Source organism: Salinicola sp. CPA57 (assembly GCF_003206035.1).
In the GTDB taxonomy this organism is placed as follows: domain Bacteria; phylum Pseudomonadota; class Gammaproteobacteria; order Pseudomonadales; family Halomonadaceae; genus Salinicola; species Salinicola socius.
In genome coordinates this window covers 236,123-259,995 of record NZ_PZJR01000009.1, presented here as the reverse complement: position 1 = coordinate 259,995, position 23,873 = coordinate 236,123, and the positions used below count along the sequence as shown (strand labels likewise).

23 protein-coding genes are annotated in these 23,873 nt (G+C 61.1%); 10 read left to right on the top strand and 13 right to left on the bottom strand.

The window, feature by feature from the left end; genetic code table 11:
* Window positions 1–88 precede the first annotated feature (88 nt).
* From DOM36_RS11095 to DOM36_RS11080, 4 genes are all read right to left on the bottom strand, one after another.
* On the bottom strand, window positions 89–1,549 hold the full coding sequence (locus DOM36_RS11095; protein WP_110643113.1) for a protein adenylyltransferase SelO: 1,461 nt from the start codon (window positions 1,547–1,549) through the stop codon (window positions 89–91).
* A gap of 183 nt (window positions 1,550–1,732) precedes the next feature.
* Window positions 1,733–2,503: a glucosaminidase domain-containing protein gene (locus DOM36_RS11090; RefSeq protein WP_157958627.1), complete on the bottom strand. Its 771-nt coding sequence runs from the start codon at window positions 2,501–2,503 to the stop codon at window positions 1,733–1,735.
* Window positions 2,504–2,802: 299 nt separating this feature from the next.
* Window positions 2,803–4,701: a molecular chaperone HtpG gene (htpG, locus tag DOM36_RS11085; protein ID WP_075569041.1), complete on the bottom strand. Its 1,899-nt coding sequence runs from the start codon at window positions 4,699–4,701 to the stop codon at window positions 2,803–2,805.
* 165 nt (window positions 4,702–4,866) lie between these two features.
* Window positions 4,867–5,202 (bottom strand): DUF1232 domain-containing protein, encoded by a 336-nt coding sequence (locus DOM36_RS11080; protein ID WP_075569040.1) that lies wholly within the window; start codon window positions 5,200–5,202, stop codon window positions 4,867–4,869.
* Between DOM36_RS11080 and DOM36_RS11075 the strand changes: the two genes are divergently transcribed.
* On the top strand, window positions 5,201–7,543 hold the full coding sequence (locus DOM36_RS11075; RefSeq protein ID WP_232823798.1) for a transglycosylase SLT domain-containing protein: 2,343 nt from the start codon (window positions 5,201–5,203) through the stop codon (window positions 7,541–7,543). The two genes, DOM36_RS11080 and DOM36_RS11075, sit on opposite strands and share 2 nt — an antisense overlap.
* Before the next feature lie 106 nt (window positions 7,544–7,649).
* Here DOM36_RS11075 and DOM36_RS11070 read toward each other — a convergent pair whose 3' ends face one another.
* Together DOM36_RS11070 and DOM36_RS11065 are read right to left on the bottom strand one after the other, a co-directional pair.
* The gene (locus DOM36_RS11070) at window positions 7,650–8,228 is read right to left on the bottom strand and encodes an exopolysaccharide biosynthesis protein (RefSeq protein WP_110643111.1); all 579 of its coding nucleotides are present in this window, start codon (window positions 8,226–8,228) and stop codon (window positions 7,650–7,652) included.
* An 86-nt stretch (window positions 8,229–8,314) separates the two neighbouring features.
* Window positions 8,315–8,731 (bottom strand): TM2 domain-containing protein, encoded by a 417-nt coding sequence (locus tag DOM36_RS11065; RefSeq protein WP_075569038.1) that lies wholly within the window; start codon window positions 8,729–8,731, stop codon window positions 8,315–8,317.
* A 651-nt stretch (window positions 8,732–9,382) separates the two neighbouring features.
* Here DOM36_RS11065 and DOM36_RS11060 point away from each other — a divergent pair.
* Complete coding sequence (locus DOM36_RS11060; RefSeq protein ID WP_071232112.1) at window positions 9,383–9,589, top strand: cold-shock protein; 207 nt, start codon at window positions 9,383–9,385, stop codon at window positions 9,587–9,589.
* Window positions 9,590–9,729: 140 nt separating this feature from the next.
* Here the strand turns inward: DOM36_RS11060 and DOM36_RS11055 are convergent, their stop codons facing one another.
* From DOM36_RS11055 to DOM36_RS11040, 4 genes are all read right to left on the bottom strand, one after another.
* Window positions 9,730–10,170, bottom strand: coding sequence for a nucleoside deaminase (locus DOM36_RS11055; RefSeq protein ID WP_075569122.1), 441 nt, complete (start codon window positions 10,168–10,170; stop codon window positions 9,730–9,732).
* 248 nt (window positions 10,171–10,418) lie between these two features.
* The gene (yegS, locus tag DOM36_RS11050; protein ID WP_110643109.1) at window positions 10,419–11,342 is read right to left on the bottom strand and encodes a lipid kinase YegS; all 924 of its coding nucleotides are present in this window, start codon (window positions 11,340–11,342) and stop codon (window positions 10,419–10,421) included.
* Window positions 11,343–11,608: 266 nt separating this feature from the next.
* On the bottom strand, window positions 11,609–12,799 hold the full coding sequence (locus tag DOM36_RS11045) for a multidrug effflux MFS transporter (RefSeq protein WP_075569036.1): 1,191 nt from the start codon (window positions 12,797–12,799) through the stop codon (window positions 11,609–11,611).
* 70 nt (window positions 12,800–12,869) lie between these two features.
* Complete coding sequence (locus tag DOM36_RS11040) at window positions 12,870–13,565, bottom strand: MgtC/SapB family protein (protein ID WP_075569035.1); 696 nt, start codon at window positions 13,563–13,565, stop codon at window positions 12,870–12,872.
* A gap of 131 nt (window positions 13,566–13,696) precedes the next feature.
* Between DOM36_RS11040 and DOM36_RS11035 the strand changes: the two genes are divergently transcribed.
* On the top strand, window positions 13,697–14,545 hold the full coding sequence (locus DOM36_RS11035) for a formate/nitrite transporter family protein (protein ID WP_075569034.1): 849 nt from the start codon (window positions 13,697–13,699) through the stop codon (window positions 14,543–14,545).
* 88 nt (window positions 14,546–14,633) lie between these two features.
* On the opposite strand, the gene DOM36_RS11030 is transcribed toward DOM36_RS11035, so the two are convergent.
* Window positions 14,634–16,334 (bottom strand): 2-isopropylmalate synthase, encoded by a 1,701-nt coding sequence (locus tag DOM36_RS11030; protein WP_075569033.1) that lies wholly within the window; start codon window positions 16,332–16,334, stop codon window positions 14,634–14,636.
* Window positions 16,335–16,569: 235 nt separating this feature from the next.
* Here DOM36_RS11030 and DOM36_RS11025 point away from each other — a divergent pair, with 235 nt between their 5' ends.
* The 3 genes from DOM36_RS11025 (at window position 16,570) to DOM36_RS11015 (ending at window position 19,102) form a co-directional block, all read left to right on the top strand.
* A complete protein-coding gene (locus DOM36_RS11025) occupies window positions 16,570–17,067 on the top strand; it encodes an Lrp/AsnC family transcriptional regulator (protein ID WP_075569032.1) in 498 nt (165 codons plus the stop codon).
* A 128-nt stretch (window positions 17,068–17,195) separates the two neighbouring features.
* A complete protein-coding gene (locus tag DOM36_RS11020; protein ID WP_110643108.1) occupies window positions 17,196–18,173 on the top strand; it encodes a tripartite tricarboxylate transporter substrate binding protein in 978 nt (325 codons plus the stop codon).
* Window positions 18,174–18,289: 116 nt separating this feature from the next.
* Complete coding sequence (locus DOM36_RS11015) at window positions 18,290–19,102, top strand: HpcH/HpaI aldolase/citrate lyase family protein (RefSeq protein WP_075569030.1); 813 nt, start codon at window positions 18,290–18,292, stop codon at window positions 19,100–19,102.
* A gap of 80 nt (window positions 19,103–19,182) precedes the next feature.
* Here DOM36_RS11015 and DOM36_RS11010 read toward each other — a convergent pair whose 3' ends face one another.
* Together DOM36_RS11010 and DOM36_RS11005 are read right to left on the bottom strand one after the other, a co-directional pair.
* Window positions 19,183–19,500, bottom strand: coding sequence for a DUF1127 domain-containing protein (locus DOM36_RS11010; RefSeq protein ID WP_075569029.1), 318 nt, complete (start codon window positions 19,498–19,500; stop codon window positions 19,183–19,185).
* A 420-nt stretch (window positions 19,501–19,920) separates the two neighbouring features.
* A complete protein-coding gene (locus tag DOM36_RS11005; RefSeq protein ID WP_075569028.1) occupies window positions 19,921–20,124 on the bottom strand; it encodes a hypothetical protein in 204 nt (67 codons plus the stop codon).
* A gap of 153 nt (window positions 20,125–20,277) precedes the next feature.
* Between DOM36_RS11005 and DOM36_RS11000 the strand changes: the two genes are divergently transcribed.
* From DOM36_RS11000 to aldA, 4 genes are all read left to right on the top strand, one after another.
* Window positions 20,278–20,886 carry a hypothetical protein gene (locus DOM36_RS11000; protein ID WP_110643107.1) on the top strand — a complete coding sequence of 203 codons (609 nt, stop codon included), beginning with the start codon at window positions 20,278–20,280 and terminating at the stop codon, window positions 20,884–20,886.
* Window positions 20,887–20,996: 110 nt separating this feature from the next.
* Window positions 20,997–21,845, top strand: a complete 849-nt coding sequence (gene nfo, locus DOM36_RS10995; RefSeq protein WP_075569026.1) for a deoxyribonuclease IV — start codon at window positions 20,997–20,999, stop codon at window positions 21,843–21,845.
* A 22-nt stretch (window positions 21,846–21,867) separates the two neighbouring features.
* Entirely contained in the window at window positions 21,868–22,155 is a 288-nt protein-coding gene (locus DOM36_RS10990) for a hypothetical protein (RefSeq protein WP_110643106.1), read from the top strand.
* A gap of 176 nt (window positions 22,156–22,331) precedes the next feature.
* A complete protein-coding gene (gene aldA / locus DOM36_RS10985) occupies window positions 22,332–23,807 on the top strand; it encodes an aldehyde dehydrogenase (protein WP_110643105.1) in 1,476 nt (491 codons plus the stop codon).
* Window positions 23,808–23,873 lie beyond the last annotated feature (66 nt).

The following is a 23,873-nucleotide window of genomic DNA, read 5'->3' as shown; positions in this document are numbered from 1 at the left end:
ATCGTTTCCGTTATCGCACTTATAACCCATGACTTATCGCTGCCAAATCGCCATGAAAATGCCGGCTGCGGGCACCGGCATCACGCTGTCATGACGAACAGGAGAGGCAGACAGGCGGCGCGTCGGAGGATGGCGCCTCGCTCCAGATCTCCATCCCCGGTCGCTGCAGAAACGGAGACGAGAGCAGCTCGCGGAATGTCTGCAACGGCCTCGCGTCCCCCTGTTCCGCGGCCTCGATCACCTGCTGAGCCAGATGCGTGCGGAGGATATAGAGCGGATTGACCCGCCGCATCGCCGCCAGCCGCTCGGTGTCTCCACGGGATTCATGATTCAAACGTCGGCGATACCGCTCCAGCCAGCTCTCGAGCTCCGGACTCGCGATCTCTTCCGCCAGGGAGAGGCCGCCGACGACATCGCGGTCGCTGAGCGCGCGGAAGCTGCGATGAAAATCGGCCCGCGAGCTTTCGAGCAGCGACAGCCAGTCATCGATCAATTCGCCATCGCTCTGCTGTTCTGTTTCGAGCCCCAGCCGTCCTCGCATCAGGATGGCATATGCCGCCTGCAGCGTCGGCTCGTAGCTATCGAGCATCTCGCGCAGCCGTTCGACCTCGATCAACGGCGTCAACGATTGCCCCAGCACGGTCAGATTCCACAGTGCCACGCCGGGCTGCTGGTCGAAGGCATAGCGGCCGGCCGTATCCGTGTGGTTGGGCGTCAGGTTCGACTCGAATCGATCCATGAAGGCATAGGGGCCATAGTCCAGCGTCAGGCCGAGAATCGACATGTTGTCGGTGTTCATCACCGCGTGGACGAATCCATAGGCCTGCCAGCGAGCGATCAACTCCGCGGTGCGCGTGACCACATCCTGGAACAGTGCCTCCAGCGGCGCGGACTCCTGAGCGAGATCAGGCCGATGACGATCGATGACGTGACGCGCCAGTCGCTCGAGATCCTCGACACGCTGCTGCTGGTAAAGCCATTCGAAGTGACCGAACCTCACGTGACTTTCCGCCAGCCGCAGCAGCGTCGCGCCCGGCTCGACGCGCTCGCGCATCACTTTCTCGCCGTTGACGGCCACCGCCAGCGCCAGCGTGGTCGGGATCTTGAGTCCAGCCATTGCCTCGCCGGCCAGATACTCGCGAATCGAAGAACGTAGCACCGCACGGCCATCGCCGAAGCGCGAATACGGCGTCTGTCCGGCCCCCTTCAGATGCAGATCGACCGGCCCCTGGGGTGTCATTGCCTCCCCCAGCAGCAGGCCGCGTCCATCTCCGAGTGCCGGGTTGTAGGTACCGAACTGATGGCCGGTGTACTTCTGGGCCAGGGGATCCATGCCGTCCAGCAGTCGCTCCCCACCCATCAGCGCGGTCAGACGACCATGATCGATATCATCGGGCTCCAGGCCGAGGCGCGCAGCCCCTCTCGGGCTGATATCGAGCAGCCGCGTACCACCCCAGCGAGTCGGCTTGACTCGGGTGAAGAAATCATCGGGGAAGCGGGACCAGACGTTATCGAAGGTCAGTGCCTCGAGGGATGTATCGCTGACCATGACGGCCTCCTCGGATTGGCAGGAAAGTGGCTGTAGTTGAGTCCACAGTTGAGTCCAGAGTTGAGTCCAGAGTCTAGTCCAACTGGCCGATGACGCACGATCGCCCCAGCGTCGACAGGCCCGTGAATGGCGCCCTGAGTCGGCGTCGCCGAGATCATGGCAAATCGCCGGGAGTGACGACAATCAGGCCGGGCTGCCGCTCACGAAGGCGTTGTCGGCGCCGTGAGTACGGATGAGGTCTCCGTTGGTGCGCAGTAGCGATAGCAGCTGCTGCTGATAATCGGGTGAGGTCGAGTAGTTGTGCAGCGCACCGATCAGCTTTTCGGCGGAAATGGACTTGCCCCTTGCCGCCAACGCCGCTCGCTGCCCGCGAAGTTGCGCATAGGCACGATGGGTATTCAGGTTATGCAGATAGGCACCGACCCCGTCGCGGACGCTATCGAACACCTGAAAACGGCGTGAAGTCCCTTGTTGCGCAATACCGCAACCCGCACGGAAGCATCGCATGCCGAACAGATTGTTGCTGTCCCGGGCAAGCCGGGAGGTGCCCCAGCCGGATTCTTCCACCGCCTGGATCGCCACCATCTCCAACGGCACGGTGTTGACCCGCGCCAGCAGTTCACGGCTGACCTTGGCCGGCTCGCAGTCGACCCCGTAGTCGTCACACAGACGAGACAATCGGCGTTTCTCGTCCGCCGTCATTGGATTGATGCGGCTATGCACACCGACCAGCCAGTTGCGATCGCTCTGGATGCGGGCGTTTTCCGCCTGTACCAACGGCACCAGCATGCTCAAAAAAGCCGCCTTGCGCTTGGGGCCTGCCTTGACCTCGCGCAGATTGGGCAGTTCGTTGATCGGATCCAGCGCGGGGCGTTGAACCTGGCTGTTTAGGGTCGGCAAGGTTTCGGATATCGACTCGGCCTGAGACGCTATCGGGAACGCTGCCAGACTCAAGGACAGGACGATTCCTGCCACCCTTGTTGATGCCCGCTGTCGGCGGTCGGGTTGGGTTCGGTATCGACTGGACCACTGAAGGTGCGGATGACATTGGTGACGAGAGACGCTTCGTCGGTCAAGAAACCACAGGAAGGATCGCGACATGCTCGCTCCCCCGTTGATGAGAAGACGGCAGGTTAACAGCATTTAACCGCAAGGTTGAGGAAAAAACGTGCAAGAACACGCTTTCCCAACGAGCAACGGCCGACCACGAGGGCCGGCCGTCGAGTGCTCATGGGCGGATCACGCGAAGGTGATCAAGCACTTAGCAGGGTGTTGAGACGTTTGACATAGGCTGCCGGATCGTCGAGATGGCCACCCTCGGCGATGACCGCCTGATCCAGCAGAATATGGGCCAGATCGTCGAAATTGCCCCCTTCGGTGCTTTCCAGGCGCGCTACCAGCGCATGGTCGGGGTTGAGCTCGAGAATCGGCTTCACTTCCGGCAACGGCTGGCCGGCAGCTTCCATCATCCGGCGCATCTGGAAGCCCATTTCGTGCTCAGGCAGTACCACGCAGGCCGGAGAATCGGTCAGCCGGTGCGTGACGCGCACTTCCTGGACGTGCTCGCCCAGTGCCTGCTGCACCCGCTTGACCAGATCCTCCTTGGCCTTGGCGCTCTCTTCCTGGGCCTGCTTCTCGGCTTCATCGGCCATATCGTCGAGTTCAAGGTCGCCCTTGGCCACATCCGCGAAGGACTTGCCGTCGAACTCGGTGAGGTGACTCATCAGCCACTCGTCGATGCGATCGTGCAGCAGCAGCACCTCGATCCCCTTCTTGCGGAAGATCTCCAGATGCGGACTATGGCTCGCCGCATTGAAGCTATCCGCGACGATGTAGTAGATCTTCTGCTGCCCTGCCTTCATGCGTTCGACGTAATCGGCCAGCGACTGATCCTGCGTAGTGCTGTCGGTGTGCGTGGTCGAAAAGCGCAGCAGGCCCGCAATCTTGTCACGGTTGGCGTAATCTTCCGCCGGCCCTTCCTTCAGGACATCGCCGAAGGTGTTCCAGAAGGTCTGATAGGCCTCCTTGTCCTTCGCCAGCTTCTTGAGCATGTCCAGCGCACGCTTGGTCAACGCCGACTTCATCGAGTCGACCTGCGGTGACTTCTGCAGCAGCTCCCGGGAGACGTTCAACGGCAGGTCGCGGGAGTCCAGCACGCCCTTGACGAAACGCAGGTAGAGCGGCAGGAAGGCTTCGGCATCGTCCATGATGAACACGCGCTGCACGTAGAGCTTGAGCCCACGTACGCCGTCGCGCTGATAGAGATCGAACGGCGCCCGTTCCGGAAGGTAGAGCAGGCTGGTGTACTCGAGCTTGCCTTCGACCTTGTTGTGGCTCCAGGTCAGTGGATCGCTGAAGTCATGGGCGATGTGCTTGTAGAACGCCTTGTATTCGTCGTCGTCGATCTCGGCCTTGGGGCGAACCCACAGCGCGGTCGCTTCGTTGACGGTTTCCCAGCTGACGGTCTCGCTACCGTCGATCTCGTTACCCTCTTCGTCGCGCGCTTTCTCGACCTTCGGCATGCGTACCGGCACGTCGATATGATCGGAGTACTTGCGCACGAGGTTCTTGAGCCGGAATTCGTCGGCGAACTCCTTGGCATCTTCCTTCAGATGCAGCACGATCTCGGTGCCGCGCGCCGGCCGATCGATGTCGGCGATGGTGAATTCGCCTTCGCCTTTCGAGCGCCACTCGACGCCCTGCTCGCTGTCGGCACGGCGGGTACGCACGACCATTTCATCCGCGACGATGAAGCCGGAGTAGAAGCCGACGCCGAACTGCCCGATAAGCTTGGCATCTTTCTGCTTTTCCCCGGAAAGCTGCTTGAGGAAGTCGGCCGTACCACTCTTGGCGATGGTGCCCAGGTTCTGGATCACTTCGTCACGATTCATGCCGATACCGGTGTCGCGCACGGTGACGGTCCCCGCCTCGGCGTCATGCTCGATCTCGATCCGCAGTTCGGCATCGCCAGCGTAGAGCCCGTCGTTGTCCAACGCCTCATAGCGCAGCTTGTCGCACGCGTCGGCCGAGTTGGAGATCAGCTCACGCAGGAAAATCTCCCGGTTGGAGTACAGGGAGTGGATCATCAAGTGGAGAAGCTGCTTGACTTCGGTCTGGAAGCCTAGCGTTTCTTCTTGAGTGGCAGTGGTCATTGATGGGCCTCTCGAGGCTGTTACGAAATAAAGACGAACAAAATCACGGTGTTCTGCGATATGGGGATGGCTTGAACCATTTCAAGCCGAACCCGAACTCGGCGGCGACTTCTTCACTCGGTGACGCCGTTGTTGCTCGACAACGCTTGATCGACGACGGCGTTCTTAGTCGACGACGACCTTCTCGTCGTCGATGCCCTTCCAGCGCCGGTAGTCCCCCATCGCCCGGTCGACTCGGGTCAGCAGCCAACCCACGATGAATACGTCATCGACCAGTCCGATGATCATCAGAAAGTCGGGGATCAGATCCAGCGGCGACACCAGGTACACCAGCGCCAACGCCATCCAGCCGAATGCCGCCCAGGGAATCGGACGATAGCGACCACGGAAGACATCCATGCACATGGGACCGAAGACCCGAAACGCGCGGCCGATTCGGGACAGCGCGCCACCGCGCTGCTTGAGACGGGAGAGCTGGGTCAGGAAACGCCAAGGACTCATGGTTGGATCTCCGTTGGTGACGCTGGGGGCGAAGAGCGTTCGATCGACGCCGACTGGAGGGTTAAATGGTCACGATCCGACCCGGATTCAATATCATCGCAATCAAACGGCACGATTCGGCTACCAGACGCTATCGTCGAATCATCAAACGGCACTACCCAAGCCGGCCACCATCGGCGACGATGGACGCCAAGAGTCGACAAGGCGTCAGCAAACCTTCGTCGCACACGCCGCCCTGACCGCAGTTGCGGCTCTGGTCGAGGCCATTCGCCGAGCGCGCGTCGCATCGGGCGAGCCGGACGAGCGTGCGACCTGTACCCGCATGCGCTTCAAAGAACAGCGCTTTCAGGAAGAGAGAGACCCAATGCCCGCAATACCCACCCGCAGACGTTGGTTGAGCTGGTGCCTGGCAGGCGCCATGAGCCTCGGCGCAACCGCACAGGCGGCCGTGCCGTCCCAGGGCGTGAATCCCCGCGCCGATCAAGCCATGAAGCAGGCCCTGGACGCCGCCCGGGATCGGCGCTGGAGCGATATCGACCAGGCTGCCATTCAGGATCACGTACTGGCCGGCTACGTGGAGTACCACCGCCTTCGAGCACGGCTTTCCAACGCTTCGGCGGCGGAGGTAAAGGATTTTATCCGGCGTTACGGCGACTCGCCGCTGGCCGACTGGATGCGTGGCTCCGCGCAGACACGTTTCGGTGAACAGGGACGTTTCGACGATCTGCTGGCGATCAGCGATGGTGAACCGTCCAGCGCCATCCGCCAGTGCTACTACTACACCGCACTGCTCGATCGTGAGCCGGCCAGGGCCGCTGAGGGCGGGGAAGCGTTATGGCATGTCGGCGCCTCCCAGCCCGAAGCCTGCGACCCGCTGTTCTCGGCCCTCGAGAAGCGCGGCGTATTGACCGATGAAGACACCTGGGAGCGGATGATGCTGGCCTGGGAGAACGGCCAGAGCGGACTGGTCACCTATCTCCAGCGTGGCCTTGACGACTCCTGGCAGCGCGCCATCGACAGCTTCGACGACGTCCGTGGCAACTACGCCGCGGTGACCCGGATCCCGCTGGATCTCGGCCCCGGGGGTCAAGCCAGCGGCGCGCTGATCGCCGCCGCCATGCACGGCCTGACTCGCGCGGATACCGAAGCGTCACTGGAGGCCTGGCGCAAGATTTCCCCCCATGTATCGATCGGTGAAGATCGTCGCCATGAGATCGAGCACGACCTGGCGTTCTACTCCATGGTCCGCGATGTGGGCAACAATCAGGGCTGGGTCGATACGACGCTGCCGCGCCTCGCGGATGCCGATCTCATCGAGCTGCGTATTCGCAGTGCGGTCACCGAGGGCAACTGGGCCAATGTCGTGCGCTGGAGCGAGGCGCTTGCCCCGGACGTCCGCGCCGAAGCCCACTGGCAGTACTGGCTCGGCCGCGCCAGCGAGGCCCTGGGCGACGACGCCAAGGCGCGCCAGGCCTATCAGCTGGCCGCTCAGAATCGCAGCTTCTTCGGCTTTGCCGCCGCCGATCGTCTCGGTCAACCCTATCAGTTGCAGATGGCCGACACCCAGGTCTCGACGCTACAGCAGGAACTGACCGGCATGCTGCCGGTGGTTCAGCGGACCGAGGCCTTGATGCGAATCGGCGAGGACGGCCTCGCGCGCAGCGAGTGGTTCACCGCAGCCGCTCGCGACACGCCGGAACAGGCCGAGGCGCTGGCCGACTACGCCATCCGCCAAGGCTGGTTCGGCATGGCGATCCAGACCACCATTGCCGCCAAACAGTGGGATGCATTGCCGTGGCGATTCCCGGCCGCCTACCGCGACTCGTTCCTGAAATGGGGTGAAGTCAACCAGGTCGATCCCTACCTGCTGATGGGCATCGCCCGTCGGGAAAGCGCCTTCAATCCGCACGCCATGTCACCGGTCGGGGCTCGCGGACTGATGCAACTGATGCCGGGCACCGCCGATCATGTCGCCCGAGGGCTCGGGATCAGCGCACCCAGCACGGCGGACCTGTTCGAGCCCCAGGTCAACATTCGCCTTGGCAGCACCTACATTCAGTCGATGCTGGCGCGCTACCGTGGCAATCGAATCGCGGCAACGGCGGCTTACAACGCCGGCCCTCAGCGAGTGGATCGCTGGCTTTCGACCGCCCCGCGCGAGTTCGATCGCTTCGTCGAGAGCATTCCGTTCCGCGAGACTCGTGACTACGTGCAGGCCGTGCTGGCGTATCGAGTGATCTTCGAAAGCCTGGCCAAGCGAGGCGATACGCAAGGCGTCGCCATGCTGTCCCAGGCCGAGCGGCAGGGAAACTACGATCCGACGCTGATCGCCCGCAACTGAACCGACGCCGACCTCCCGCCACAAGCGCCCCGATCGCCCTGGATCGACTGTCGATGCCAGGACGGCCGGGGCGATTTTCATGGGAGCGCATGGGTGCGCAGGTCAATCAGAGCAGCCAGACGCCGATTCCGACGCCGCCACCCAGGGTAATCCCGAGGCCGATCAACATCATCAACCCATCGCCGGCCGTGAGCCCAAGCGCCATGATCACGATCGCCAGTGCCGGTATCGCGGCGGCAAACGGCAACAGTTCCAGCGGCATCATCCCGAGCCCGAGCACGACCATCAACAGCGCCAGCAGACGCTGGGTGACATCGCCCATCAGCCAGCCCAATCGAGGCTCGAGGAATCGATCGATTTTCCGGGTCCAGGGCTTGATACGCTGAGTGACGCGATGCCAGCGGTCGTGACTGATGCCGCGCTCGCTCAAGACTTTAGGCAACCACGGACTCTTGCGTCCGAACACCAGCTGGATCGCCATCAATGCAATGAAGATACCGCAGGCGCTGGGCACGCCCGGCACACCGCCGGTCGGCAGCAGCGCGATCAGTGCCGGCAACAACACTACCGGCCCGAATCCCCGAGCATTGAAGGTGTCGACGATGTCCTGCAGCGTGATGGTGTCATCCTCGACCTGACGATCGAGCGTTTCCAGAATGCCGGTAAGCTTCAGTCGCTTCGGCATGCGTCACCTCCTTGTGACAAAAAATGGGTAACCACCCTGCGAAGACGATTTCGCTGTCCGAGCGGGAGCGACCCGAAGCCGCCCGATTACAGGCCGCGGCGTGCGTGCTTCACCGAAATCTGATCGTTGAGGGTCCAGAAATCGTAGAGCACACCCACCAGGAACAGACCGCCTGTGAACAGGTAGATCAGCCCGGTGATCCATTTGCCCATGTACATCCGGTGAATACCGAACACGCCCAAAAACGTCAGCAGTACCCAGGCCAACGTGTAGCTCGTCGGTCCCGACCGAAAGCGCAGGTCGGCCTGTCGATCCATGCTCGGAATCAGAAACAGATCGATCAGCCAGCCAATGCCGAACAGCCCGAGGGTGAGAAACCAGATGGTGCCGGTGACCGGCTTGCCATAGTAAAAGCGATGGGCACCGGTAAATCCAAAAATCCATAGCAGATAACCGATGACCTTGCTGTGAGTGTCGTTGAACCTCAACTCTTGGTGTGTCACGCACGTTGCTCCTGACTCGAGTGATGATTGAACCGAGGGAGCTGGCGCTGCCCCGTCGACTCAAAAGGCGAGCGACAGCTTACCCGAGGTCCCTGCTGCGATATACCGCCGTGCTCCAGGTCCGCGCGACATTCTCCGACACAGGGACATGACAGCCCGCCTCGATTACCGCCAGCGACGGCAGCCAGCGACGAGCGCCGCCATGCCGGACAACGGCACGCGCAGGCACCGGGATGGACGCCGTGACATCCGGCGACGCCGGTCGTCTTTCTCGGGGCAGGTAGCGTCTTGGCTCGTGGCCAATATGACAGCGGCATGTCATCTTCTTAAAAAGCGTTAAGAAAACCATACTGCGTGACGCGATCAGCCCGAAAAAAGGACCGCAGAGGATATAGACGCCCTTGAAAATATTATCTATGGTTCGAAGGCGGGGCATGGGAAACGGTTTTACCTGAAGTCAAGCCGCTGACGTTTGACCCGGTACATCCACCAATGCAACCTCCGTTGCGTCGGTTTGCAGGCAGAATGTCGTCAGTTGTTAGTCGATTTCGTCGAACTCCTCGTGCGCATTCCCCCCTGGTCTTACCACGCATTTCGGGTACTCCCGTGGGGTGCTCGGCTACATCACTATGCACGTTAAGGATATCGACAATGGCAACTGGCACTGTCAAATGGTTCAACGACACGAAAGGCTACGGATTCATCTCTCCCGATGACGGCGGTGATGATCTGTTCGCCCACTTCTCCGAAATTCAGGCAGACGGCTTCAAGACCCTGCAGGACGGCCAGAAGGTTACCTTCGACGTCACACAGGGCAAGAAAGGCCTTCAGGCCGCCAACATCAAGGTATCTGGCTAACCCCAGTCAAAGGGTCTGACTCCGGGGCCACGATCCGGGAGGCTTTCCGCCTTGAACAAAGCCCACCGTCAGGTGGGCTTTTTAGTCACCGGCATTCGGCGCCTGCGAATGCCCGAGCGTAACGGGAGCCGCCAGATCGCTCATGGCTCGCCGATATCTTCGTTCCAGACCTCAGGGCAGGTCGCGATGAACTGGGTCATCAGTTCACGGCAGACGGGATCGTCCAGCACCTCGAGTTCTACACCCCGCTCTCGCAGCAACGCCTCTTCACCGAGAAAGGTACGATTCTCGCCGATCACGACTTTGGGTATGCCGTATAGCAGGATCGCACCACTGCACATCGAGCAAGGCGACAGGGTGGTATAGAGCACCGTCTCACGGTAAACCGAGGCCGGGAGACGGCCCGCGTTTTCCAGCGCATCCATCTCTCCATGCAGAATCGCACTTCCCTTCTGCTGACGTTGATTGTGCCCTCGACCGATGATCTCACCCCGATGGACCAGCACCGATCCGATCGGAACGCCCCCGTTGTCGAGACTGCGCTGCGCCTGTTCGATGGCTGCCTGCATGAACTGATTCACTGTGATCTGCTCCTGTCGCTCTTGATCGATGCTTTCCGATGTCGTTATCGACACCAGCCTCATTCCCGGTTTCACGCCTGGTGCTGTCTGAACAGTCGGCGATCGAAGGGCCAGGCAAGGCAAAACCGGCGAAGACGGGCCGGGTTGGCGTACCAGTTTACGGGGTGTCAATGAGCATTTTGACCGGGCTGGCGCACCAGCCGATTGTTAACGCCGCATGGGCGAGCGCGGTACTTTTCAGACAGTGCCTAACCCGGGTACAGCAACAAAGGGCAGCTCTTTGGTACCACCAACGGCAGGGCACCACGGTCCAGCGATGCACGAAAATGGCCGTAGCGACGCGGCTCGCCGTCGAGATTCAAGGGAAAGGCGCCGTTGCTGTCGAATTCGACCCAGGGCACGCGAAGATACCGCACGAATTCCCCGTCCTGAGGCAGGTTCTCGAGTTCATCGATGATTCGTTTCAGTTCACCCAGCGAGTTGAAGTGGCGAACGAACAGCAGCTCGAGCAGTCCGTCATCCAGTTTGGCGGAGGGCGCCAGCCGTTGGCCGCCACCGGCCTGGCAACCGTTGCCGATCGCCAGCATGAACAGCGGTACACGGGCCTCGTCGTCCGGCCATCGCATGTGCCCTTCGAAGGGCTGATAATTCCACGCTTTCAACATCCCCATCAGCGAATATGCACCGCCGCCCAGCAGACGTTTCAGCCCCACCGGCGTCGAGGTAGTGATCTCGGCACCGAATCCACCGGACGCCACGTTGATGAACGGCTCATCGTCGAGCTTTCCGACATCCACCTGGCGAACGTCTCCGGTGATGGCCAGCGCCAGCGCCTCATGGGGAGTCATCGGCAGATTCAACCCATGGGCGAAGTCGTTGGCGCTCCCCAGCGGCAGAACTCCCATGGCCGGACGCCGCTCGGGCGCCTGCCGCATCAGCCCGGCGACGATCTCGTTGATCGAGCCGTCACCGCCGCCGGCGACGATCCGTGTGGCACCGCCGGCTATCGCGTCGTCCACCAACCCGACCCCGTCACCGCCCTCCCAGGTTACCCGAACCCGGAGGTCATGCCCTTGACGGCGCAGATGCTCGACAGCCTCGCGGATCTCCGGCTGCTGAGCCGATTTACCGTTGAGAATCAACCATGTGCTTTCCTTGCCATGACTGGCCATACCTATTGTTTCCTTTCCTGAGGCCGACCGGATATCGCTGTCGCGCCGTAATCTCTCACGTCATTGCTGCTTGCTGACGGTTTCATTCTAGTCTGTTCATTCTGCCCCGATACCGCTCGCGTTAAACCTCACCCCAACGCAGCGCCTTTCAACATGATGCTGCGCACTCCAGTCTAGCGTAACCGCCGCTGGAACTGGCGAGACGGCAGAAGGCATCAGACCCGTGAAGACCGCTTCGCTGGATGACGTCCCCGGCGATCGACTCATCACCCAGCGGTTTCAGGACGTCCGGCAAGCCGAATTGCCAGGGTCCACATGACGATCCCTCCGAGGCAACAGATCATGGCCAGCGATGTCTGCGGTGCCAACGGCGTCATCAGCAGCAGCGTGGCCAACGTCGCACCGCCGCCCAGCTGGATCGCGCCGAGCAGTGCCGCGGCCGTCCCCGCCCGCTCCGGAAACGGCTCCAACGCCAGGCTCGCCGCGGCACCCAGCACCATCGAGAAGCCGATCGACAGTATCGCCACAGGCCCCATGAAGGTGACTACCGATACCGGTACGGTGCCGTAGAGGACAGCGATCAACAGGCCGCCGCCGATGACGACGACCAGCCCACGCTGCACGGTAGACTCCCTTCCCCACCGCGCCATCAGCCTGGGAACGATAAAGAATGCGACAGTGCTGACCAGGGCGTTACCCCCGAACCACAAGCTGAATATCCACTCCGGCTGGCGTAGACGATCCATCATGACGACCGGTGCCGCCGATACGTAGACGAGTATCGCGGCCATCATGGTGCTGACGAGCACGGCATAATGGAGAAACCGATGGTTGAAGATGATCGGGCGATAACGCGACCAGCGATAGAGACGCTTTTCGACCACCGTTCCGACAGGACGGGTTTCGCCGAAGCGCCAGTACGCGCACAGCCACAGCAGTCCGGCGAACGCCGTCATGAAGGCGAAGTTGCTGCGCCAACCCAGCGCCACGGTCAGTGCTCCGCCCAGCACCGGAGCCAACGATGGCACCAGCGTCAGCGAGCCATTGAGATAGCTGTAGAGCTTGGCACCCTGGCTCGGGGTATAACTGTCGCGGACTGCGGCAAAGGCCACGGTGACGGATGCGCAGGCCCCCAGCCCCTGAAGAATGCGTGACAGGTAGAGCATCTCTATCGACATGGCCGTCATGCCGATCACTGCCGCCGTCATATAGATGGCGACGCCGCCCAGCAGCACCGGACGGCGGCCGAATCGATCGGTCAACGGACCGACCAGCAGTTGCCCGACCCCGACACTCATCAGGAACAGCGTGATGGTCAGCTGCAGCGCAGCGTAGGGCCGCTCGAACTCATCGGCCATGGCAGTCAGCGCCGGCAGATAAATGTCGATCGCCAACGGCGACAGCATGATCGCGCCCATCAGTATCCAGAAAGCCGGACGCTTCTCGCGTGCCTGCATCACCACCTCGCCACCATTTCAGGATCGCCTACTCTATCGGCTGGCAAGGGAATGACAACCATTCTCGACATCAATCTCCGGTGGGCGAAAGCTGAAACTCCAGCAAACGGTCGTGGTCGCGAAGATCGGCGGCCAGCGGCGGGATATACTTTCGATCATGGGTCCGCAGCATCAGGCGGTATTCGAACTGGCGGCCTTCGTCACGAGTTCGATAGCTCAAGCTCTCGACCTTGAACCGATGTGACGCCATCAGATCATGAACCTGTGCCTCGGCCATCACCGCCTGACTATCGAAACGCAGAACGCAGCGGGCAAATATCCGGCTCGGCATGCGTGCCTCCACCACCCGGAACAGGGAGAGGGTCAACAGGGTCACGATGGTGGCCAGCACCGCCGGAAACAGAAAACCGATACCGTAGAGAATACCCAGTACCGAGGTCACCCAGATCGACGCGGCCGTGGTCAACCCTCGAACCGTCAGGCCCTCCTTGAAGATCACCCCGGCTCCCAGGAAACCGATCCCGGTCATGATGCCTTGCGCCATGCGCGTGGGATCCGTGCGAATCGTTGCTTCCGGCACCGCACTGCCCAGCCATTGCCACTGATACATCGTGACCATCATCAGAAGCGCCGACGAGACGCAGACCAGCGCATGCGTGCGAAATCCCGCCGGGCGACCATGGAAGGTTCGCTCCAGGCCGATCAGGCTGCCGGCCAGCCAGGCCATTCCCAAATGCGTCAGCATCGTCCACGATTCCGGCGACATGCTTGGCTATCTCCTTGTCTCATTTGCGACTATCGTTCCAGCATAGCGTTTGCCACTGGCCATCGCAGAGAAACCTGGTGGCCGCTCTTCATGCTTGACGCCCTCCTCCACTCTGACCAAGGAATGCCCGCTTGACTAACCATCACGATCTCACGCCGCCCAGTCGCGTCCGGCAGGAAGACGACGAGCACGACCTGCAACTCGATGGCGAGCATCTGCCCTCGAAGGCGGCGGCCGTACACGAGTACATTCGAGAGGAAGGCGAAAAGGAGCTGAACCGTACGGTATCGGCATTGCTGTGGTCCGCCATTGCCGCCGGCCTATCGATGAGTTTTTCGATGCTGGCGAAAGGCCTGCTGCACGCCCGCCTACCGGATAACGATGTCGGATTTCTGGTCGAGTCACTGGGCTACACGGTGGGCTTTCTGGTCGTGATCATGGCGCGACAGCAGCTCTTCACCGAAAACACCGTGACGGCGGTCCTGCCCGTGATGAGTCAACCTCGGATCGGCAAATTCTTGTGCCTGCTACGCCTCTGGGGCGTGGTGCTGGTCGGTAACCTAGTCGGTGTGGCGGTCTCGGCCTGGGCGATTCTGGTACTACCGATCTTCTCGATGCAGACTCACGAGGCCTTTCTCTCTCTGGGTGAACACATTCTCGAGAATACCCCGATGCAGATGTTCGCCAAGGGTATCGTGGCCGGCTGGATGATCGCGACCATGGTCTGGCTGCTGCCAAGCGCCAGCAGCGCCAAGATCTGGGTCATCCTGATCGTGACCTACCTCGTCGCCATCGGCGGGTTCACGCATATCATCGTCGGCTCGACCGAAGTGATGTATCTGGTCTTCTCCGGTCACGCGAGCTGGGGGGAATACCTGTTCCGCTTCGGCCTGCCGACGCTACTCGGCAACGTCGTCGGCGGCACCTTCATCTTCGCTCTGATCAGCCACGCTCAGATTCGCAGCGATAGCGACAACTGATCGCCGTCAGTCGACGACCGTCACAAAGGGAAAACGCGGACGGGGCGCCAATGGGCGCCCCGTCTGCGTTTCTGCCCCCTATGAACCGTTACAGCGCCCGTTCCGTCTCGCGAGTCGCGCTCGATTCGGTCGTCATCGCCAGATTGATCCCGGCGATGAGCGCCTTGAGCGAGGCACTGACGGTGTCGCTGTCCTCGGCAACGGCACAGACGCGTTGCCCGCCGACGTTGAGCTGGACGAAGGCGATGGCATTGGCCTCACTGTCGCCCCCGAGGGAATGTTCGGCGTAATCGACGATGCCGACGCTGACGCCGGAATGCTTCTGCCACGCATCGGTGAACGAAGACATCGCCCCGTTCCCCTTGCCGGAAAGGCGCAGCGTCTCGGCACCCTGCCACAGGGTCACCTCGATGCCCTCGTCCTGCCCCTTGGAAAGACGATAGTCGGCCAGCGACAGCGGTGACTCGCAGGTGAACCGGTCGAACATGACCTGCCGGATGATCTCGCTGGAGAGTTCGCTGGCCCGCTTCTCGCTCTCCTGCTGCACGTGGGGCGCCAGCGCCAGCATCATCCAGCGCGGCAGGCTGATGCCGTAGTCGCGCTCGAGCAGGAACGCCATGCCGCCCTTGCCGGATTGGCTGTTGACCCGAATCACCGCCTGGTAATCGCGACCGATGTCATGCGGATCGATGGGCAGATAAGCGACCTGCCACGGCTCGTCCGGCCGCTGCTTCTTGAGCGACTTGCGAATCGCGTCCTGATGGCTGCCCGAGAAGGCGGTGTAGACCATTTCGCCGACCCACGGATGGCGCGGATGAATCGGGATGTTGGTGCAGTCGTTGACCACTTCGATGATCTCGTCCGGCCGCGACAGGTCGAGCTCGGGATCGATGCCCTGGCTGTAGAGGTTCATCGCCAACGTGACGATGTCCATGTTGCCGGTGCGCTCGCCATTGCCCAGCAGCGTGCCTTCGACGCGCTCGGCCCCGGCCAGCAGTGCCAGCTCGGCGGAGGCCACCGCACCGCCGCGGTCGTTATGGGTGTGTACCGAGATGATCACGCTGTCGCGCCGGCTGATGTGCTGACAGAAGTACTCGATCTGATCGGCATGATGATGCGGCCCTGCCACTTCGACCGTGGTCGGCAGGTTGAGGATGCACTTGTTGTCGGGCGTCGGCTGCCACACATCCATGACCGCTTCGCAGATCCGCAGCGAGAAGTCGATCTCGGTGCTGGAGAAGCTCTCGGGCGTGTACTCGAAACGCCATTCCACTTCCGGATAGCGTTCGGCGTAGGTCTTGACCCAGGTCGCCCCCTGCACCGCGATATCGACGATGCCGTCACGGTCCATCTCGAACACCCGCTCGCGCTGGACGGTGGAGGTGGAGTTGTAGAGATGGACGATGGCGCGCTTGGCTCCGACCAGCGATTCGAACGTCTTCTCGATCAGATGCTCGCGGCACTGCACCAGTACGGCGATGGTCACGTCATCGGGAATCTGGTCATCCTCGATCAGCCAGCGCACGAAGTCGTAATCGGGCTGACTCGCCGAGGGGAACCCGACCATGATCTCCTTGATGCCTACCTTGACGATCTGATGCCAGAAACGCTTCTTCTGCTCGACGCTCATCGGCTCCAGTAGCGCCTGGTTGCCATCGCGCAGGTCTTCGCTCACCCAGATCGGTGCGTGATCGAGATCACGGTCCGGCCATTGACGATCGAAGGCGGGCACGCGGGGCGCCGGGCGATATTTTCTATGATCAAAGGCGCGCTGGTCGAAAGCAGACATGATGGGATTCCTGAAGATGAAGAACTCGGTTGACGATGGCCGCGGGTGGCGGCCCCGGTGATCGCGGGAGCGGTGGATGACCACGCCGGCTTGGTGGCTGCTTGTGGCAGCGAAAGTCGTAACGGCAGTGACAGTGTAGAACGTTTGCCGCGACAGGTTATTGCGAAAAAACGCGCAAAACGGACTAAATTGGCATAATGTTGCGAAAAAACGAAGAATAGAGGCAGATAACGTCATGCATCCCACCACTCCCCAGATCCTGGACCGATATGATCGGCGCATACTCGAACGCCTTCAGCAGGAGGGGCGCATCAGCAACCAGGAACTGGCCGACCGTATCGGGCTCTCTCCCTCGCCTTGCCTGCGACGCGTCAGGGCGCTGGAAGAGAGCGGCCTGATCGTGCGATATCGAGCCGATGTCGACGCGCGCCCGCTGGGCTATCAGTTGATGGCACTGCTGCATATCTCGATGGATCTTCATACCCCGGAGCGCTTCGATAACTTCGAGCGGCACATTCGCGAGGTGCCCAACGTCATCGAGTGCCTGATCATCACCGGCCAGGCCGCGGACTTTCAGCTCAAGATCCTGGTCCGCGACATGGATGACTATCAGCACCTTCTGCTGCACGTCATCAATCGTATCGAAGGCGTGACCGGCGCCCACACCAGCTTCGTCCTGCGTCGCGTGTTCGAGAATCGACCGATCCCGACCGATCTCATCGCTGCCACCTGAGCGGGTTGCGCTCTTCGCACCTTAGACGATTGCGCAATTGTGGCGGGGGCCACGTCTTGCTATGACTTTGCATGCAAAGTTCATCTTGAAAAATTTTCTAAAAAATAAGCACGCCAAGCGAGGTCATCATGAACCGATCAGTGGCTCCCCGCCGTCTCAGCCTGTTGCTGTCCGCCGCCGTACTGGCCTCGCCACTGGCATGGGCGGATTATCCCGAGAAGCCGATCACGCTGATCGTGCCGTGGGCGGCCGGTGGCGGTACCGACGCGACCGCGCGCATCATCGCCTCCTCCCTCGAGGAACAGCTGGGACAGACGATCAACGTCCAGAATCGTACCGGCGGAAGTGGTGTCGTCGGTCATACCGCGATCGCCAACGCCAAACCCGACGGCTACACCCTGGGCCTGGCCACCGTCGAGGTCGCGATGATGCACTGGCAAGGGCTCACCGACCTGACTTACCAGGCTTTCACCCCGATCGGTCAGATCAATTTCGACTCCGCCAGTCTCTCCGTCTCCGACGACTCCCCTTTCACGGATCTCGAAGACTTCGTGACCCAGGTCAAGGACCAGCCCCGGGGCACCTACAACGCCTCGGGCACCGGGCTTGGTGGTATCTGGCACGTCGCGCTCAATGGCTTCCTGATGGATCAGGGCATTCCCGCCGGAAAGATCACCTGGATTCCCAGCCAGGGCTCGGCGCCGGCCATGACCGAGCTGGCCTCCAACAGTATCGATCTGGTGGCCTCTTCACTGCCCGAGGCAAGATCGATGATCGAGGCGGGCGAGCTTCACAGCCTCGGCGTGATGACCCCGGAGAGGCTGGAGGGTTTCCCCGACATTCCGACTTTCAAGGAGCAGGTCGGAAGCGATTTCACGCTAGGGGCATGGCGTGGCATCGTCGGGCCGAAGGGAATGGACGAAGACGTCGTGGCAACCCTGGAAAGCGCGCTCAAGAAAGCCTACGACAGCGACGCCTATCAGAACTTCATGGCCAAACAGGGTTACGGCATCGTGTGGCGAGATGCGGATGGCTTTGCCCAGTTGATGGCCGAAGACGATGAGAAATTCGGCAAGATCATGGGCGAAATGGGTCTGACGAACTAAGCTCTGTCTGAAAAATCAGCGAGCGATGGTCAGACTAGGCAAAAAATGACGAAAAAGCGGANNNNCAGACAGAGCGTAGATCGTCACGGCTGAGATCGTATAAGGAAACCAATGCCATGCAATTACCATCGAATCCTTTCAAACGCTCGCTCGATGGCACCCCCCGCTATGGTTGCTGGGCCGGGTTCGGCACCGGGTACGCCACCGAGATTCTGGCCACTACCGGCTTCGACTGGCTGCTGATCGATGGCGAGCATGCACCCAATACGGTGCCTTCCGTGCTGGCCCAGCTGCAGGCCATCGCTCCCTATGCCATCGCCCCCGGTGCCTGCGCGCCGGTGGTAAGAACCGTCAATCACGATCCCGCACTGATCAAGCAGTTGCTGGATATTGGCGCCCAGACGTTGATGATTCCCATGGTCGACACGGCAGAGCAAGCGGAGAAGCTGGTGGCAGCGACACGCTATCCGCCGCACGGCTTCAGAGGCGTCGGCGGCGGCCTGACTCGGGCAACGCGCTGGGACAGCGTGGAAGACTATCTGGCTCATGCGCACGAGGAACTATGCCTCGTCGTGCAAGTGGAGTCTCGAACCGGCGTCGATAACGCCGAAGCGATTGCGGCCACCGAGGGGGTGGATGCCATCTTCGTTGGCCCGGTGGATCTTTCCACCGGTGTCGGTCACGCCGGCAACCCCAATCATCCGGATGTGCAAGCCATGATTCGCCACACGCTCGAGGTGACCCACGCCGCCGGCAAGGCGGCCGGCATCCTCGCGCCCGCCGAGGCGGATGCCAAACGCTACGCCCAGTGGGGTTTCGATTTCATCGCCGTTGGCATCGATATCAGCCTGCTGCGTCAGGCCGCCGTGGAGACCATTGCTCGCTACAAGCCGGACACCCCCAGACCGACATCCAGTCTCGGTTACTGAAAGGCGACGCTGGACGTGTCATCTCCGATCCGACATGAGTTCAAAAAAAGCCCCGGCCACATCCTGTGACCGGGGCTGCGCTAGGCCAGTTTTTCTCCACAATACCGACACACCTGGATTGAACCCTCCTTCTTGTCGGCAGCGGATTCTTCTATTTCGACGCTCTGCCCTGCCTCGACAAGACGGAGCGCCACGGCAGATTCGGGCTTGTCGTTGACGCCGGAAGCGTCGACGGAATGAGCCGGAAACAGGGGAACGATTTCGCTTCCCTCCCGGCGCAAACCAATATCCTTGAGCATATGCGGATTCAGGCCCCTCAAGGTGCGCAAATCCCGTTGACGGCGACGAGCCGCTGCAACGCACTGGATCAATTTCCGAACAATCGCTGATAGCTGCATGGTTCCGAACTCCTGTTTGACGGAGGCCGGGCACGAATCGCGGAAAAAAGAGAGGGAGTTTCGTCATTTTCGGCCGCGAAAGGTGTCGCGGCCGGTGATCAACATCAATCCAAGGCGCGCGACTGACAACGTGCTCGCATACCGTGCAGGCGCACGGCATGGGAGAACGATGAGCAATTCGGGCGATGGAAGTTCATCACGATTTCCGAAATCAAATGGATCATTACTGATGTGGGATTATCGAGAAGCATAAGCTCATGCCCTCGATAAATTGATTAAAATCGAGTCATCTACCGGCGTCAACCATCAACAACCAAAAACAGTCGACTTGTCAGTTTTCACGATGATCTTTATTTCCGGATATGAAAAACGCGCTCCGTGGAGCGCGTTCACTATCCGCTTTATCAACCGATTTAACCTTCACGCATAGGTGTTGATCTGTGTCCCAACACTACCGGAAGAGGCGAGCTCGGCCGACGGTGCCACGGAAGACATCAGCTGTTCGATGTGCGAGGCCTGCCCATCCAGAGACTTCTTCAACAGATTGTTCTGCGCTTCCTGGCCCTGATTGAAGTTCTGTAGCGCCAACGCAGTGCCGACGGCGGCATTGACTGCGGTATCCATCGCAAACTCCTTGATCTGAAGGAAAGTCGTACGTCTTTCTGTCTTACGGTTTTTCGATCTTTCGGTCCATCCATCCGGCTATCGGCCGATCCGCTCATCAACTTTAGTCATCGGTGATAGAGTCGACCAGATGCCCATTCACGAGGAAGAGCAATGTCCAAACTCTCGCTGACGAGCGTGATCGCGCTGTCGACGCTGGCCGTCTTGAGCGGCTGCCAGCAGCGCGATGCTTCGTCGCTGGACGCCAGCGCCCAAGAAACCACATTCCACGCCGCGAATTACCCGCTGGGCATGACATATGACACCGAGTTGGCGCGTGTCGATGGCGACGCGTCCAGCTACTTCGACAACGGTGGCTGGCAACTGCAAGACGACGCCCCGGGTGAGCGTTTGGTCGCGCTGACGCTACCCGAGTCGAACGACGTGACGACGGCACTGTGGCGGCTCGGGGCCAGTCGCAACGCCAACGCCGTCGATCGCTGCCTGACGCTGCCAGACAACGCCCAGACCTTGCCATCGCAAGCGACCATTGCGGGCAACGCCTTCACCGCATTCACGCTCGACGACGCCGGCATGAGTCACTTCCAGAATATCGAAGGCTATCGCGCCGTGATCGACGACACCTGTTATGCCGTCGACATGATCGTCCAGGGGGTCAACGGTATGGTTTACGATCCTCCGCGTCAGCCGCCGTTTTCCAAGGAAGAGGCCATGGCCCGATTGCGCTCGATCAATGACGGTATCTCGTTCGACAGCGAATGAGGTTAGCCGCTGATCGACCGTGCCGAGGAGCCACTACCCTACGCCCCCGGGACACCACCGTGGCGCGGCTGCTAGACTTCGACGGCTAGCCCCAAGGATCGGATCACCCTATGAAAACCATTGGAGCCCACGTCAGCGCTGCCGGCGGCGTCGACCAGGCCGTGAGTCGTGCCACCGAGATCGGCGCCAACGCTTTTGCGCTGTTCACCAAGAATCAGCGCCAGTGGAAAGCCAAACCTCTGGAAGAGGCCACGATCGAGGCGTTCAAGGCGGCCTGCCGCGAACAGGGTTTCGGTCCCGCTCAGATCCTTCCTCACGACAGCTACCTGATCAACCTGGGTCACCCCGAGCAGGACGCACTGGCAAAATCCCGCGCGGCGTTTCTCGATGAGTGCCAGCGCTGCGAACAGCTGGGGCTGACACTGCTCAACTTCCATCCCGGCAGTCATCTCAAGAAGATCAGCGAACGCGACTGCCTGGCGCGAATCGCGGAGTCGATCAACCAAGCGCACGCTGCCACGCAATTCGTCGTGGCCGTGATCGAGAATACCGCCGGGCAGGGTTCCAACCTGGGCTTCCGCTTCGAGCAACTGGCGGAGATCATCGACCAGGTCGACGATAAATCCCGAGTCGGCGCCTGCATCGATACCTGCCATGCGTTCGCAGCCGGGTATGATTTGCGCACTGAAGCGGACGCCGTTGCCATGCTCGATGCCTTCGAGAGCGTCGTCGGTGTTCAGTATCTTCGTGGCATGCATCTCAACGATGCCAAGAGTGAATTCGCCAGCCGGGTCGACCGCCACCACAGCCTGGGCAAGGGCAACATCGGGCTGCCCGGATTCACCGCCTTGATGCGCGACGCTCGCACCGATGGCATTCCGCTGATTCTGGAAACCGTCGAACCCGAGATCTGGCCCGAGGAAATCCAATGGCTGCGCGATCAGCAGCGCGCCGATTAACCACTCAGGAAAAGACCTAACCATGGATGGATTCTTCAACTGGCTCGGCGAAGCCATCGGCAACGTGCTTCGCACCATCGTCGACCTGCTTCACGGACTGTTCGGCAGCCTGTGGCAGGCAATGGACGGCTTCGTCGATGGCCTGACGGGCTCGCTCGGCATCGGCAATTCGGTCTTCAGCATCGCCGTACTGGTGATCGGCGTACTACTGCTGATCAGCGGGATACGCGCACTCGTTCGAGGGGGCATTGTCGGTGGCGTCATCGGTTTGCTGCTGGGTCTGATGGTGCTGAGCTGGCTGATTCATTGAGTCGGGTGTCTTCCCGGTTATCACAATCGGCGGGAAGACATGCCTATTCCTGCTGCCCCCCCGCGCCCCCCTTGTCATCTCTCCTTTCGTCTACCACCTTGAAGTCGCAAGGTCACATTGATCGGTGACCGACTGACGACAGGCTCTGTCGTCGCGTCAGACAAGGAGACATCAGGATGAGTCAGTCACTCAAGTCGCAGCATAACGGCGTCGACGTCTACAACCAGTTCATCGGAGGGCAGTGGCTCACTGGTGACGGCGAGTTGCTGGACGTGCTCAATCCCGCCACTGGCGAGGTCATTGCTCGGGCACGGCTGGCCGACGAAAAGCTCGCCGATCAAGCCCTCCAGGCTGCCCAGAAGGCGTTCCCGGCCTGGTCGCGCAAGACCGCCGTCGAGCGCGCCGACTCTCTCTACCGTCTGGTCGAGCTGATCCAGGAGAACCGCGAGCGCCTGGGCCGCTTGATCACCACGGAACAAGGCAAGCCGCTGGCGGAAGCCGACGCCGATGTCGGCATGTGTTGCGATCTGATCCGCTTTGCGGCGGAAAACACCCGTCGTCTGGAAGGCGATATCATTCCCGCGGATGACCCCGACGAGCAGATCTGGATCCAGAAAGTGCCGCACGGCGTAGTGGTCGGCATCACCGCCTGGAACTTCCCCGCCGCCCTGATCGGCCGCAAGCTGGGACCGGCGCTGGCCGCGGGCAACACCATCGTGCTCAAGCCATCGGAAGAGACACCGCTAACCGCCCTGGAGATCGTCGAACTGGCGCGTCAGGCCGGCATCCCGGACGGTGTCGTCAACCTGGTCAACGGCCGAGGCCGCGATATCGGCAACCACCTCATTACCAGCCCGATCACGCAACTGGTGAGCATGACCGGCAGCGTGCGTGGTGGACGCGAAATCAACAAGGCCGCTGCCGAGCATCTCAAGATCGTGCGACTCGAGCTGGGCGGCAAGGCGCCGTTCATCGTGCTCGACGACGCCGACCTCGACCCGGCCGTGGATGCCGCCATCACCTCGCGCTTCAATAACTGCGGTCAGATCTGCACCTGCAACGAGCGCATGTACGTCCAGTCCGGCATCTACGATCGCTTCCTGGAGCGCTTCAAGCAGCGTGTCGAGGCGCTCAAGGTGGGCAATCCGCTCACCGACAAGGATGTCGACATGGGGCCGAAGATCAACGCCGCCGAACTCGACAAGATTCATGACATGGTGAAGCACGCCCAGAGCCAGGGCGCTGAGCTGCTGACCGGCGGTCAACGCTTGACGGGTGGCGAATATGACAAGGGCAACTACTACGCCCCGACGATCCTCACCAACGTCAACAACGACATGGACATCATGAAGCAGGAGATTTTCGGGCCGGTGGCGCCGATCATGAAGGTCGAAGGTTTCGAGCAGGCGATGGCATACGCCAATGACTCGGAGTTCGGCCTGTCCGCCTACGTCTTTACCCAGAACGTGCGCCACCTGATGGCACTGACTCGCGAACTCGACTTCGGCGAGATCTATGTCAATCGTGGCGGCGGCGAATCCGTTCAGGGCTTCCACAAGGGCTATCGCAACAGCGGCCTGGGTGGCGAGGACGGCAAGTACGGCCTCGAAGCCTACGTCAAGAGCAAGACGATGTACGTGCACTACGCCTGATCGACACCGACTTTTCCTGAACTTTCCGCATACGGGCCGCCAATGGCGGCCCGTACTCGTTACCGG

What these genes read in the sequence shown, in the direction of transcription:
- DOM36_RS11095 (WP_110643113.1), bottom strand. Translation starts at nt 1,549, where the DNA reads ATGGTCAGCGATACATCCCTCGAGGCACTGACCTTCGATAACGTCTGG.
- htpG (WP_075569041.1), bottom strand. Translation starts at nt 4,701, where the DNA reads ATGACCACTGCCACTCAAGAAGAAACGCTAGGCTTCCAGACCGAAGTC.
- DOM36_RS11075 (WP_232823798.1), top strand. Translation starts at nt 5,201, where the DNA reads ATGGTTGGATCTCCGTTGGTGACGCTGGGGGCGAAGAGCGTTCGATCG.
- DOM36_RS11080 (WP_075569040.1), bottom strand. Translation starts at nt 5,202, where the DNA reads ATGAGTCCTTGGCGTTTCCTGACCCAGCTCTCCCGTCTCAAGCAGCGC.
- DOM36_RS11070 (WP_110643111.1), bottom strand. Translation starts at nt 8,228, where the DNA reads ATGCCGAAGCGACTGAAGCTTACCGGCATTCTGGAAACGCTCGATCGT.
- DOM36_RS11060 (WP_071232112.1), top strand. Translation starts at nt 9,383, where the DNA reads ATGGCAACTGGCACTGTCAAATGGTTCAACGACACGAAAGGCTACGGA.
- yegS (WP_110643109.1), bottom strand. Translation starts at nt 11,342, where the DNA reads ATGGCCAGTCATGGCAAGGAAAGCACATGGTTGATTCTCAACGGTAAA.
- DOM36_RS11045 (WP_075569036.1), bottom strand. Translation starts at nt 12,799, where the DNA reads ATGCAGGCACGCGAGAAGCGTCCGGCTTTCTGGATACTGATGGGCGCG.
- DOM36_RS11040 (WP_075569035.1), bottom strand. Translation starts at nt 13,565, where the DNA reads ATGTCGCCGGAATCGTGGACGATGCTGACGCATTTGGGAATGGCCTGG.
- DOM36_RS11030 (WP_075569033.1), bottom strand. Translation starts at nt 16,334, where the DNA reads ATGTCTGCTTTCGACCAGCGCGCCTTTGATCATAGAAAATATCGCCCG.
- DOM36_RS11025 (WP_075569032.1), top strand. Translation starts at nt 16,570, where the DNA reads ATGCATCCCACCACTCCCCAGATCCTGGACCGATATGATCGGCGCATA.
- DOM36_RS11020 (WP_110643108.1), top strand. Translation starts at nt 17,196, where the DNA reads ATGAACCGATCAGTGGCTCCCCGCCGTCTCAGCCTGTTGCTGTCCGCC.
- DOM36_RS11015 (WP_075569030.1), top strand. Translation starts at nt 18,290, where the DNA reads ATGCAATTACCATCGAATCCTTTCAAACGCTCGCTCGATGGCACCCCC.
- DOM36_RS11010 (WP_075569029.1), bottom strand. Translation starts at nt 19,500, where the DNA reads ATGCAGCTATCAGCGATTGTTCGGAAATTGATCCAGTGCGTTGCAGCG.
- DOM36_RS11005 (WP_075569028.1), bottom strand. Translation starts at nt 20,124, where the DNA reads ATGGATACCGCAGTCAATGCCGCCGTCGGCACTGCGTTGGCGCTACAG.
- DOM36_RS11000 (WP_110643107.1), top strand. Translation starts at nt 20,278, where the DNA reads ATGTCCAAACTCTCGCTGACGAGCGTGATCGCGCTGTCGACGCTGGCC.
- nfo (WP_075569026.1), top strand. Translation starts at nt 20,997, where the DNA reads ATGAAAACCATTGGAGCCCACGTCAGCGCTGCCGGCGGCGTCGACCAG.
- DOM36_RS10990 (WP_110643106.1), top strand. Translation starts at nt 21,868, where the DNA reads ATGGATGGATTCTTCAACTGGCTCGGCGAAGCCATCGGCAACGTGCTT.
- aldA (WP_110643105.1), top strand. Translation starts at nt 22,332, where the DNA reads ATGAGTCAGTCACTCAAGTCGCAGCATAACGGCGTCGACGTCTACAAC.